The following is a 12,521-nucleotide window of genomic DNA, read 5'->3' as shown; positions in this document are numbered from 1 at the left end:
TAGATATCGTGAAGAAATACAATGAGAGGACAAAACCCAGGGCGGCTGACAGGCCATAAATTTCAAGGGACCGGAGGAGTGGTAAGAATGACCATGGAAGCTTATCGCCAGATGTGGCAGGAGCTGGGTATGGATTTAGAGCGGCACGATCTCTTTCTGGGCGTTTTACCCGAGGCTTTCGGCACGGTTTACCTATCCCAATCTAACCGGCCCCAGGGGATGGGCTATTTCGATAATCTTCTCATGGAGGCCCATGGAGGGCGTATTCAAGAGATCCTGGAACGGAAAAAAGAAGGAGCGCCGGTAGTGGGTACCTTTTGTGTTTTCGTCCCCGAGGAATTGATCTTTGCGGTGGGCGGGGTCAGTGTAGGGTTATGCGGCGGCGCCCAATTCACCGTTCCGGCCGGGGAGCGGATCCTCCCCCGGAACCTATGCCCCTTGATAAAGTCCCTGGTGGGCTTTAAGCTGGAAAGAATCTGCCCCTATTTTCAGACGGTGGACTTCTTGATCGGAGAGACGACCTGCGACGGCAAGAAGAAGACGTGGGAGATACTCAACGAATATGTACCCACTTATGTTATGGAACTACCCCAGCGCAAAGAAGAGGCCGATCTGGCCCTGTGGGAAGGGGAGATATGGCGTCTAAAGGAGGAAATAGAGCGCCGCTCCGGCCGGACGGTGGACAAAGACAAGCTGGCGGCGGGAATAAAGGTGGCCAACTCCCGCCGGGAGGCCTTGAAAAGGCTGTATAAGGCGCGACAGGCGGACCCCGTTCCCATAAGCGGCAAAGATGCCCTGCTTATATCCCAGCTGGCCTTTTTCGACGAACCTGAGCGCTTTGCCGCCAGGTTAAAGGAGCTCTGCGAGGAATTAGAGGGCCGTGTGGCGCGGGGAGAAGGGGTGGCTCCGAAGGGGGCCCCGCGTATAGTGGTGGCCGGCACACCGATGCCCATACCCTACTGGAAGCTCCACCATGTGGTGGAGTCCGCGGGGGCGGTTATAGTGGCCGAAGAGACCTGCACCGGCACTCGTTATTTTGCCGGCCACGTAGAGGAGGGCGGGACGTTAGAGGACCAAGTAAAAGCCCTGGCCCGCCGCGTACTGGATATCAACTGCGCCTGCTTTACTCCCAATACCGGCCGGGTGGAGGATATAATAACCTTAGCCCGGGAATGGCGGGCGGACGGCGTTATTTACTATACCCTGCAGTTCTGCCAGACCTATGCCCTGGAGGCCAGGAGGGTGGAGAGGGCTTTGAAGGAAGAGGGCATACCGGTGCTCACGCTGGAGAGCGATTACAGCGAAGAGGATACGGGCCAGATTAAGACCCGGGTAGAGGCTTTCTTGGAGATGTTGAAATAAGGTGCGGCCCCTTGCTCCGGGCCCCGGAGGGCCGGGTTCTTCCCGGCCCTCCGGGGCTTTTTTGTGTCCGCCGAACCTTGCTTTTCCGCAGGGTTTTTGTTATAATCTACCGTGCACATATCTGTGCACAAAGGAGAGGCCGCCGTGGATTTCGTCCGCGTAGGCGACAAACTGCTGGATCGGCGCAAGATCGCGGCCGCCGTCGACGAGATTCTCACCCTGCGCTGCAGGGGCTATTCTCAGGCCGAGACGGCCCGGCGGCTGGGGGTGGACCGGTCCTTTGTGTCCCGGCTGGAAAGTTTGGGGGAAGTCCGGCGGGGCCGGAGGGTGGCAGTCATCGGCTTTCCCCTGGCCAATAAGGAAGAGCTGGAGAAAATGCTGGAGGAGGAAGGGGTGGAGTACATCCTCCTCCTGACGGAAGACGAAAGGTGGGAATTCCTGCGGCAGAGGAGCGGCGTGGAGGTCTTCAATTTCCTTATGGAAACCGTCGCCCGCCTGCGGGAGTTCGACGCCGTAATAATCATCGGATCCGACTACCGCATTAGACTGAGCGAGGCTTTGCTGGGGCGAGAGGTTATCGGCGTGGAGATCGGCACTTCGCCTATTCGCGAGGACAGGACCCTGGAAGCAGAAAAACTGCGCCATCTGGTGCGGCAAGTATTGTTGCCGGCAAAGGAGAGAAGGAAAAGGTGAAACGGGTGGTAAGCATCAGCCTGGGCTCCTCCAAGCGAAACCACGTGGCCCGGGCGGAATTCCTGGGGGTTCCCTTTGAACTATCGCGCATCGGCACCGACGGTGACATGGATAAAATGATAGATCTCATCCGGGAAATGGACGGCGAGGTGGATGCCTTCGGCCTGGGGGGCATGGACCTGTACCTGAGGGTCGGTTCCCGCAAATATCTTTTGCGGGATGCGGCCCGGGTGGTCAGGGCGGCCCGCAAGACCCCCATAGTGGACGGCGGTGGTCTAAAGGATACTTTAGAACGCCGGGTCATTGCCCAGCTGGCCCGGGAGGGCTTTTCCTTCCGCGGCAAGAAGGTACTGATGGTCTGCGCGGTGGACCGTTTCGGTATGGCCGAAGCCCTGGCCGAAGCCGGTGCCGACCTCACCTGCGGGGATTTGATCTTCGGCCTGGGCCTGCCCATACCTCTACGGTCCCTGCCCACTTTCCGCCGGGTAGCTTATCTGGCCGCACCCCTCGTACGTCTTTTGCCCTTTAAAATGCTCTACCCCACGGGCCGTGACCAGGATAGGATAGAGCCCCGCTACAACAGGTTTTACCAAGAAGCCGAGATCGTCGCCGGAGATTTCCACTTCATCCGTCGATATATGCCCGAAGACATGGCCGGAAAGATTATTATCACCAATACCGTTACCCAGGCCGATATCGAAGAGCTCAAGGCGCGGGGGGTGGCGGCCCTCGTTACCACCACTCCTGAGATTGGCGGCCGGTCCTTCGGTACCAACGTATTGGAAGGGGTTCTTCTGGTGCTGAGCGGTAAACGACCGGAAGAAGTGAGGTCGGAGGATTATAACGCCCTTTTAGACCGCCTCGGCCTCCGGCCCCGCATTCTCCGTTTTACGGAAGGGGCCCTGGGGGCGGGAAATTGAGGCAAGGGAAAACGGGAGGCTGAAGGAATTGCATAAATTCGCCTTTATCATTCATCCCCTGGATGCCAGTTATGTAGCCCGCAAATTCCCAGTGGCCAAGTACCTGCCCGCCTCCCTGGTGGAGAAGCTCCTCTTGTGGCTGCCGCCCCTCAAAACTTCTTATATCACGGGCGTGCGTTCCCCCCATGCCGAGACCGAAGGATGGTTCATTTCTTGCCCCCTGACCAGCCGCCAAATGGTTTCCCTGCCGGAAGAATTGGTGCTGGACCACATAATCCGGGCGGGGCGCCTGGCGGAAAAACTGGGAGCCGAGATTGTCGGCCTGGGGGCCATGACCTCGGTGGTGGGAGATGCCGGTATCACTATAGCCCGCCATTTAAACATTCCGGTAACAACCGGCAACAGCTATACGGTGGCCACGGCCCTGGAGGGAACCCGGAAGGCGGCGGAGCTCATGGGTATCGATCTTACACGGGCGCAAACCCTGGTGGTGGGGGCCACCGGGGCCATAGGCGCCGTCTGCGCCCGCATCCTGGCCAGGGAATGCCCCTCGCTGACCTTGGTGGCCAGGAATGAACAAAGGCTCGAGAACCTGGCCCGGCGCATCGTTAAGGATACGGGGGCAGATGTCCGGGTAAGCCGGAATCTCAAAGAGGCCCTGCGCCGGGCGGACGTAGTCCTTACCGTTACTTCCGCGGCGGAAGCGGTGATCGAGCCGGAGGACCTCAAACCGGGTGCCGTAGTATGCGACGTGGCCCGGCCGCGGGATGTATCCCGCAGAGTGGCGGAAGAAAGGGATGATGTCCTGGTCATCGAGGGCGGCGTGGTGGAGGTCCCCGGGGAAGTAGACTTTCACTTCAATTTCGGCTATCCCCCCGGGCTGGCCTATGCGTGCATGGCCGAAACCATGATCCTGGCCCTGGAGGGCCGCCTGGAAAACTTTACCCTGGGGCGCGAGCTGACGGTGGAGCAGGTGGACGAAATCAGCCGCCTGGCCCGCAAACACGGCTTTCGCCTGGCCGGACTGCGCAGCTTTGAGCGGCCCATGCCGGAGGAGAAGATAGAGGCCATCCGCCGGCGGGCCGAGGAGAAGGCCGCCTGCAACTAGACGGCCTTTCCCAGCAGCAAACTGAGGAGCAGCATGGCCAACACATAAGCACTTATTAACACATAGGGCAGGTCCCTGCCGGCCAAAAAGGCTACCAGGGAAGCTGCTACCCGGAAGATGGGGGTAGCGATAAGGATGAGGAGTCCTACATCAATGACGGCCAAGGGTTTGGCCCCGAGGGCTCCCCGGAGCACCTGAGAGAGGGTTGTGGGATAGTAGCCCGGTGGATAGCCGGTGCTCCCCGTAATCAGGATCCAGGCGAGACCCAGGGCAATGAACCCCGCACTTATCACCACGCCCCACCGCAGGGAACGGCTGATAATACCCTCCACTGCAGCGGCCCGGAGACCCCCAGGAGACCCCTGGGGCGAACCGGTGGCCATAAGCCTCACCCCTTCAAACCCTTAAGGAGCATTTCCAAGGATACATAGAGCAGTACAGGGACAAAGATCTTGCGCAATGTAACATTGCGGAGCCGGACCATAAGGCGGGTGCCCAGGGTGGCACCCACCATTACTCCCAGGGCAACCGGCGCGGCAAGGGCCGGGTTGATATTGCCCCGGGCAAAATAGATGCCCGCGCTGGCCGCAGCGGTGACCCCGATCATGAAGTTGCTGGTGGCGGTGGAAACCTTCATGGGCAGCTTCATGAACACATCCATGGCCATGACCTTGAAAAGCCCGCTGCCGATCCCCAAAAGGCCCGAGATAATCCCGGCCACGTACATAAGGGCAAAACTTTCGTAAACCCCGGAGGAAGTATAATCAACCTGTCTGGCTAAGGCTGGATCGTAGTAGCTTCCTTCCAAGCGCAGCTTGCGGGCCAGGGGGTGGAGCACAACTCCCTCGGGCAACTCCACGTGGCGGCGCCGGAACATGGCCAGGGTAGAATAACCCAGCATGAGGGCAAAAATGATATATAAGAAGCGCGGGCTGATTACCCCGGCCAAATAGGCTCCGGTGATGGCTCCGGAGGTGGTGGCCATCTCCAGGAAAAGGCCGATGCGGATGTTGGTAAGGCGGTCCCGTACATAGGCGGCCGCCGCCCCGCTGGAGGTGGCTATTACAGAAATCAGGCTGGCGCCGGCGGCATAGCGAATATCGATACCGAAGCCCAGAGTAAGGACGGGAATGAGGATAATGCCTCCTCCCAGCCCCAGCAGGGCCCCGATGGTACCGGCGACCACGGAGACCAAAAAAACGGCCATAGTGGTATCCAGGGGCAGCACGGGAAAGACCTCCTGTTAAAGACCGTTACCAACAGCATACGGCCTCTTAACCCGTTGCGCAAGGGAGAGATCGACGGCTCCCCCGGGCTCCTCCCGGCCTAGGGCCTGGCGTGGTGTAGCCTTATCGGGTGATCCGGGAGAAAAGTAGTTGGTTTGATAGTAGGGTTTAATTTTTGTATTTTACCTTCCCTGCAAGCAGGAGAAAAGGCGGTTGCCGGCGAATTTATTAATCAGACCTAATAACGTCTGAAGACAAGGGAGGCAGAAAGGTTGTTTAAGAAGTCCTACTGGTTACTCGTCGTCGCTGTGTTCCTCTTAGGTCTCCTCGCTTTGGGCGGGTGCGGGCAGCAGAAGGCTGCCGAGCAGCCGTCTCCCCAGGAAGAGGGTACCCAAGGAGGCGAGGGCTCCGAGAAACTAAAAGTAGCCCTGGTGCTTCCCGGCCCCATTAACGATAACGGCTGGAATGCCACGGCCTACGAAGGATTAAAGGCCATGGAACAGGAACTTGGCGCTGAAGTGTCCTACACGGAAAACGTCAGCCAATCGGATCAGGAAGAGATTATGAGGGGATATGCGGAGCAGGGATATGACATAATAATTGCCCACGGGTTCCAGTTTGAGGGTGCGGCCCAAAAGGTGGCGCCCCAGTTTACCGAGTCCATTTTCGTCATCAACAACGGCAGCGTTGCCAAGGATAACGTCTGCTCTCTCGTAGTAGATAACTATCAGATCGGTTTCCTGCAGGGGGCCGTTGCCGCCATCCTGAGCAAGAGCAACAAGGTAGCCGCCATCGGCGGGGAGGAGATGCCTCCCATCCGCGAAACCCTGGACGGCTTTGTTGACGGGGCTAAATACGTTAACCCCAACATCGACGTCAAGACGGCCATGACGGGGAGTTTTAGCGATGTGGCCAAAATGAAAGAGATGACCTTGAGCCTCATCGACCAAGGCTGCGATGTGGTTATGGGAGATGCCAACCAGGCCAGCCTGGGAGCCATCCAGGCGGCCCAGGAGAGAAAGGTCCTGGCCATAGGGTACGGCGCGGATCTGAACGGCGTGGCGCCCGATACCGTGGTGACCAGCGTGGTCCAGAGCTGGGCCCAGGCCATGGTGGCCTTCGGCAAGATCGTGCAGGAAGGCCAGTACGAACCCAAGATTTACTACATGGGCGTTAAAGAAGGTGCCGTATACCTGGCGCCCTTCCATGGCTTTGAAGACAAGCTGTCCGCCGAGGTGAAGGAGAAAATTAATCAAGTCGTCGAGGATGTTAAAAGCGGCAAGGCAGGAATAAAGCCCGACAGATAAGTTAGAGAAGAGTTACGGTAAAGCCCGCCGGTGCCTCCTTTGGGCGCCGGCGGGCTTTGCTTTTTATAGGGAGGCCTTGCCCGGACCTAATTCCTGATCTAAACTACTGGCAAGGGTTGGAGTGGGCCCTTTTCTACCTGCCGTAAACCCCACCCCGCGGCGGAGGTACGGCCCGGGCCTACCTCGAAACCCACCTCTAAGTAATATAGGAGGACCTTATAAAAGCTAAAGGGTTTCGTCGGGAAGGTCCTGGGTATATCCCGGGTATAATAGTTGCTGTACGGAAGGTAAGGGCGAGGGACGGGCATGGACCTATATCCGGGTTACAGGAATTACCTGGCCAGAGGGCGGCTGAAGGAGCTGGCCGCCGAGCTCCTGGAGCGCCTCGAAGACTGCACTATTTGTCCCCATCACTGCCACGTCAACCGGCAAAAAGGAGAACTGGGCTTTTGCCGGGCGGGGTGGGAGGTGGAGATCGCGGGCTACGGTCCCCATTTCGGGGAAGAGCCGCCCCTGGTGGGCTGGGGAGGTTCGGGTACGATTTTCTTCAGCCATTGCAACCTGGGCTGCGTATTCTGCCAGAACTTCGCAATCAGCCGGGGGAAGGAGGGTGAGAAGGTATCCCTGGAGGAGTTGGCCCGCATCATGCTGGCCCTCCAAGAGCGGGGCTGCCACAACATCAACCTGGTCACCCCTTCCCATTACGTCCCCCAAATTGTCGCCGCCCTGGCCTTGGCCGCGGAGGAGGGCTTGCACTTGCCCCTGGTTTTCAACTGCGGCGGGTACGAAGAGAAAGCTACTCTGGAGAGGATCGACGGATTGATTGATATTTACATGCCCGATTTCAAGTATACCGATGCGGAAGTGGGCCGCCGGTTTTCCCGGGTACCCGATTATCCCCAGGTGGCCAAGGAAGCCCTCAAGGAAATGCACCGCCAGGTCGGGGATCTGGAAATCGACCATAAGGGCCTTGCCCGGCGAGGCCTTATCATCCGCCACCTAGTGCTGCCCGAGGGACTGGCCGGCACAGAGGAAGTGATGGATTTTATCGCCCGGGAGATTTCTCCCTACTCTTACATCAACCTCATGGACCAGTACTATCCGGCTGGAGAGGCGCGGCGCTACGGGGCCCTGGCCCGGCGCCTTACGGCTAAGGAGTATAAAGAAGCTCTACAGGCCGCCCGCCGCGCAAGCCCCCACTTTCGGCTGGCTCTTTAGTGTAAAATAAAAGTGGACTGGCAGCAAAAGGGCAATAGCCGAACTTCATCAGAAATGCCGAATATAGAGAAGACTACTTCATTCCTGGCCGGTAAAAAAACAAGCCCGGCTAAAAAGTCGGGAATGCGCCGGGTTTGGTACCCCCTTGGCTTTGCCCCTAAAATTGTGGAAAATGGAGGTGAGGGCCCCTCGAGGGACACCTGAGAGCACCATAAGCCGTGGATTCTAGTTAGGACAAATAGGGATCCCGTCCGGTTCGGTAATGTGTACGGGAAAGGGGGACCAGGGGTGTGAAAGAGAGATTTCCCACTACTAAGGATCTCGCCCTGGCCATCGCCCGCGGAGACAATAAAGAAGCCGTAGCTATGGCCCGCCAGTTATTGGCCAGGGGGCTAGATGTGGAGCTGGTAGTTGAGGAAGGGCTAACTAAAGCCTTAGAGTCCCTGGATGTCAAGTGTAATAACGAACAGTTCAGTTTGCTAGAAATTTTACTGGCAGGCCGGGCTATGATGGATGTGATGGAGCAGGTTATCTGCAGGCATATTTCTTTGAGCAGCAGCCGCCTAAAAAGAAATGAGGTTGTTATTTTAGGAACGATTAAAGGAGATGTCCATGACTTAGGCAAAAACATCGTCGGTCTCATGTTAAAGGTGTGCGGTTACAAGGTGGTTGATTTGGGCAAGGATGTGGACCCTTTACGCTTTGTAGAGGCTGCCGCCCACGAGGGGGCCCGCTATATTGGGGTGAGCAGCCTGATTACCACTACCGTGGATTACGTAAAGGAAGTGAAGAAGCTGGCCGTCCAAGAGGGGTTAAAAGAAGTACGCGTCCTCGCGGGTGGTGCGGCCTTGCGCCAGGCAGAAGCCGGGGAGCTCAATGTAGACTATGTAGCCCAGAATGTTTTTAACCTGTTGCAGTACTTAAAAAAAGAGGGTGAATAGCGCCTATGGAGAGGAGCCCCCTGGAAAGGTTCAAGGATGCCCTCCGGTGGCAGCCCACCGGCCGCCGCTGTTGCTTGCCTATGGTTTTTGGGTATGCGGCTACACTGGCGGGGCTCAAAATTAGGGATTATGTGACAGAGGCCGAGGCCCAGGTATATTCCCAGCTGCAGGCCCAGAGGTGTTTCGGCTACGACGGGGTGTTCGTTTACGGGGGCAATGCGGTAGAGGTAGAAAGCCTAGGTGTCCCCCTGGAGTTTCCCGCAGACGATTATCCCTACGTCCAGCCCGGCTACCAGCCCCCGTCCCCTGATATTTTACTCAAGAAACCCTTGCCCGATCCTGCCAAGCACGGCAGGATGCCCCAACTATTAAAGGCAGCCAGGATATTGCGCCGGGAAGTGGGAGATAAGCTTCCGGTAATAGCTGTAGTGGTAGGACCTGTCAGCATTGTCGCCCAGATCTTGGGCCTCGAAAAGACCTTGTTCTTGCTGGCAGATAATCCACGGAAACTCCAAGAAGTCTTAAGTTACTTGGCCCCCTTATCCCGCAATTTTGCCTTGGCCCTCTTGGACGCAGGAGCCCAGGTCATTATGCTGATGGACCCCGTCGCCTCTCAGAGCATTATCCCTCCCAGCATATTCCGGGAGGTGGAACTTCCTTTAATTCATAGCATTTTTAGAGACTGCAAGACGGCCGGAGCCCTGGCTTGTTGGCTGGCCATTACCGGCCAAAGTCGCGACTTGCTGCCTTCTTATCCGCAGGCCGGGGCTGACCTGGCGACCGTAGACTATGAGGTACCCTTAAAAGAGGCTTTTAACCTGTTGCCCCATACAGTTGTGGTGGGCAACATAAAGCCCTTCTCCTTTGTACAGCTTGACCCCGGGGAAATAAAAGAAGAGGCGCGGACTTTACTGCGGCTGGCCGCTTCGCAGCGGGGCTATATTTTAGGCACCGGGTGCGAATTGCCCCTCAATAGCCGGCCGGAAAACTTAGAGGCTCTCATGGCGGCTCGAGAGGAGAAGGAGGATTATGGGACTTAAGGGGCTAAGCGGGGAACAATTGGCCACCTTAATTAAAATTAATAATATTACCGGTTACCTGCCTCTGGATTTACCTCAGGTTCTGGGTGTTATCGGTAAGGAACTGGAAAAGCTTTTTCCACCTTACCGTTGCTTTTTTCTCCTTTTAAATTTCCAATATTTAGGTATTAAGGATATCGACGGCGAGACCTTTCATGGTCCCTGTGGCCGGACGATACGGGACTGCAAGGTTGTTAAGGAACAACTGCCTGTGGTCGTAGACGAGGTGAAGGCACAGCACAGGTGCTGCCGTTATCCCTGCGGTAGGCAGTGCCTCGCCCGTATCTGTGTTCCCCTCGTTGCGGGCACCGAAGTACTGGGTGCCCTTTCCCTCAAAAGTACACAACCGGTAGCATTTAGCCGGGCACAGTTAGACGTGTTGCTGGCCATAGCCAATCAAACGGCGGCCACCATCCAGCGAGCCCGGCTGTTCAACCGGCTAGCCTGGGAGAAAGAAAGGCTAGCCCAGGCCAACCGGGATATTGCGGCCTTGAACCGGGCCCTGGAGGAGACGATCCGCGAGTTACAAACGGCCCAGCGTCAATTGATTCTTTCCGAACGGCTGGCGGCGGCCGGACGTTTGGCGGCTAATCTGACTCACGAAATAAACAATCCCCTGGGGATAATTCTTACTCGCCTAGAGCTACTGGAACTGGAGGCAGAAAAATTATCTCTGCCCGAAGCGGTGTTGAAGGATTTGGCTGTGATAAAAAAGCACGTCAGCCGCATAGCCCGCATAGCCCGGGGCTTGCTGGCTTTCTCCCGCCAGACGCTACAAGGGGTAGAGCTTGTTTCGCTTAACAAGCTTATCCAAGAGACGGTGGATTGGCTGGAAGAACAATTCGCCCGCCAGGGTATTAGCTTTTCTCTGCAGCTCGTAGACTTGCCCCTGATTAAAGGTAGTCGGGAGCAGCTGCAACAGGTTTTGGTCAACCTTTTAACCAACGCGCGCGATGCCTTGCCTGCCGGCGGGGAGATTAAAATTACCACCGCCCTCCATGGGGACAAGAAGGAAATACAGGTGGATATCAGCGATAACGGCGTGGGCATTCCCCCGTCCAACTTAGATAAAATTTTTGAGCCCTTTTTTACTACTAAAACGGCCGGCCAAGGCACGGGCTTGGGTTTATCCATCAGCTACGCCATTGTGAAAAAGCACGGCGGGAAAATGGAGGTGAGCAGTACGGAAGGGAAGGGCACCACGGTATCCATCAAACTACCAATCCCTGATGAAGGTGATGCGGGTGACAGGTAAGCGTCGTATACTGGTCATTGACGATGAGATAGACATGCTGGAAACTTGCCAGCGCCTCCTGGAGCGTATGGGCTACGAATGTACTACCTTAAGGGATAGCACACGATCCGCTGAAGCTATAGCCGAAGTGCAGCCGGATATAGTACTTACGGATCTAGTGATGCCGCAACTGGATGGCCTGGAAGTTCTCCGGATTACCCAAGACATTTTACCGGATGCCCTGGTCATCATTATTACCGGGTATGCTACGGTGGAATCGGCTGTTAAAGCCATGAAAGACGGGGCCTTTGATTACCTACCCAAACCTTTTTCGGCAGAACAACTGGAAGTAACCCTTAAGCGGGCGGTAGAACGGCTGGCCTTAAGGGAAGAGAACCAAATTTTGCGCTCCCAATTAGAGGAAAGATATAATTTTGCCAACCTCATCGGAGCCAACGGTGGGCTCCAGCAGGTAGTAGAAATCCTCCGTAAAGCCTCCGACTGTGATGCCAACGTTCTTATCCTGGGGGAAAGCGGCACCGGTAAAGAACTGGTGGCTCGCAGTATCCATGCCAACAGCAAGCGGAGGCAGGGTCCCTTCATCGCGGTGAATTGTGCTTCCCTGCCCGATGAGTTATTGGAGAGCGAACTCTTCGGACATGAAAAAGGCGCTTTTACCGGCGCCCATGCCAGCAAAGAAGGCTTAATGGAATTAGCCCATAAAGGTACCCTGTTTCTGGACGAAATTGGAGAGTTGAGCTGGTCGCTACAGGCCAAGTTATTGAGGGCCCTGGAGGAGCGGGCCTTCCGCCGCGTAGGGGGTACGAAAGAGATTAAGGTGGACGTGCGTGTCTTGGCAGCCACCAATCGTAATCTGGAAGAAGCGGTAGAGAGGCGGGAGTTTCGCGAGGATCTTTACTACCGCCTGAATGTTATTACTATCACTTTACCGCCTTTGAGGGAGCGCAGGCAGGATATTCGCCTGTTGGCAAACCATTTTCTCCAGCATTTTTCTCGCCAGATGGGCAAACCCGTGAAGGGCATCTCGCCCAAGGCCCTTGAGCTCCTCCAACAGTATTCCTGGCCGGGCAACGTCCGCGAGTTAAGAAATGCGATAGAGAGAGCGGTAGCCCTCTGTGACTCTAAGGTTATCATGCCTGAAGATCTACCTGAGAAGTTGCAGAAAAAAGAGGACGTCTTTTACACCTCCCCCCGGGTAGACTTGCCTTTTCATAAGGCTAAAGCCCAGTGGATCGAAACTTTTGAGGTTAGATACCTCCTGGAACTGTTAAAGAAGAATGGCGGTAATATTTCCCAGGCGGCCAGGGAAGCCGGCGTAAACCGGAAAACGATTCACCGCCTATTGAAAAAACATAAAATCCCCTTTGATGATGGGTAAGTGTTGAGCAGTATCATCAAGATTACAGCGGATC

The 12,521-nt window shown here is 56.4% G+C and carries 12 protein-coding genes; 10 read left to right on the top strand and 2 right to left on the bottom strand.

The window, feature by feature from the left end; genetic code table 11:
- The first annotated feature begins 93 nt into the window (after window positions 1-93).
- The 4 genes from TAMC210_RS05930 to TAMC210_RS05915 all read left to right on the top strand — a co-directional run bounded on the left by TAMC210_RS05930 (window position 94) and on the right by TAMC210_RS05915 (window position 4,083).
- Window positions 94-1,362, top strand: a complete 1,269-nt coding sequence (locus TAMC210_RS05930; RefSeq protein WP_173298163.1) for a double-cubane-cluster-containing anaerobic reductase — start codon at window positions 94-96, stop codon at window positions 1,360-1,362.
- Between the two features lie 144 nt (window positions 1,363-1,506).
- On the top strand, window positions 1,507-2,055 hold the full coding sequence (locus TAMC210_RS05925) for a helix-turn-helix domain-containing protein (RefSeq protein WP_173297865.1): 549 nt from the start codon (window positions 1,507-1,509) through the stop codon (window positions 2,053-2,055).
- Window positions 2,052-2,975, top strand: a complete 924-nt coding sequence (locus TAMC210_RS05920; RefSeq protein ID WP_173297864.1) for a quinate 5-dehydrogenase — start codon at window positions 2,052-2,054, stop codon at window positions 2,973-2,975. The genes TAMC210_RS05925 and TAMC210_RS05920 overlap by 4 nt, the downstream gene beginning before the upstream one ends.
- Window positions 2,976-3,003: 28 nt before the next feature.
- Entirely contained in the window at window positions 3,004-4,083 is a 1,080-nt protein-coding gene (locus TAMC210_RS05915) for a shikimate dehydrogenase (RefSeq protein WP_173297863.1), read from the top strand.
- Here the strand turns inward: TAMC210_RS05915 and TAMC210_RS05910 are convergent.
- Both TAMC210_RS05910 and TAMC210_RS05905 read right to left on the bottom strand, forming a co-directional pair.
- The gene (locus TAMC210_RS05910) at window positions 4,080-4,466 is read right to left on the bottom strand and encodes a DUF1634 domain-containing protein (protein ID WP_173297862.1); all 387 of its coding nucleotides are present in this window, start codon (window positions 4,464-4,466) and stop codon (window positions 4,080-4,082) included. The two genes, TAMC210_RS05915 and TAMC210_RS05910, sit on opposite strands and share 4 nt — an antisense overlap.
- A gap of 5 nt (window positions 4,467-4,471) precedes the next feature.
- Window positions 4,472-5,290, bottom strand: a complete 819-nt coding sequence (locus TAMC210_RS05905) for a sulfite exporter TauE/SafE family protein (RefSeq protein WP_173298162.1) — start codon at window positions 5,288-5,290, stop codon at window positions 4,472-4,474.
- A 291-nt stretch (window positions 5,291-5,581) separates the two neighbouring features.
- Between TAMC210_RS05905 and TAMC210_RS05900 the strand changes: the two genes are divergently transcribed.
- From TAMC210_RS05900 to TAMC210_RS05875, 6 genes are all read left to right on the top strand, one after another.
- On the top strand, window positions 5,582-6,616 hold the full coding sequence (locus tag TAMC210_RS05900; RefSeq protein ID WP_173297861.1) for a BMP family protein: 1,035 nt from the start codon (window positions 5,582-5,584) through the stop codon (window positions 6,614-6,616).
- 306 nt (window positions 6,617-6,922) lie between these two features.
- Entirely contained in the window at window positions 6,923-7,834 is a 912-nt protein-coding gene (locus TAMC210_RS05895) for a radical SAM protein (protein WP_173297860.1), read from the top strand.
- A 290-nt stretch (window positions 7,835-8,124) separates the two neighbouring features.
- A complete protein-coding gene (locus TAMC210_RS05890) occupies window positions 8,125-8,775 on the top strand; it encodes a cobalamin B12-binding domain-containing protein (protein ID WP_217267287.1) in 651 nt (216 codons plus the stop codon).
- Between the two features lie 5 nt (window positions 8,776-8,780).
- Window positions 8,781-9,815 carry a uroporphyrinogen decarboxylase family protein gene (locus TAMC210_RS05885; protein ID WP_173297859.1) on the top strand — a complete coding sequence of 345 codons (1,035 nt, stop codon included), beginning with the start codon at window positions 8,781-8,783 and terminating at the stop codon, window positions 9,813-9,815.
- Complete coding sequence (locus tag TAMC210_RS05880) at window positions 9,805-11,109, top strand: ATP-binding protein (protein WP_173297858.1); 1,305 nt, start codon at window positions 9,805-9,807, stop codon at window positions 11,107-11,109. Before TAMC210_RS05885 ends, TAMC210_RS05880 begins: the two co-directional genes overlap by 11 nt.
- On the top strand, window positions 11,099-12,487 hold the full coding sequence (locus TAMC210_RS05875; protein WP_173297857.1) for a sigma-54-dependent transcriptional regulator: 1,389 nt from the start codon (window positions 11,099-11,101) through the stop codon (window positions 12,485-12,487). The genes TAMC210_RS05880 and TAMC210_RS05875 overlap by 11 nt, the downstream gene beginning before the upstream one ends.
- Window positions 12,488-12,521 lie beyond the last annotated feature (34 nt).

This window comes from Thermanaeromonas sp. C210 (genome assembly GCF_013167955.1).
Classification (GTDB): domain Bacteria; phylum Bacillota; class DSM-521; order Neomoorellales; family Neomoorellaceae; genus UBA12545.
Note: the sequence above shows the minus strand (reverse complement) of the source record. Positions and strands in the feature narration are given on the sequence as shown.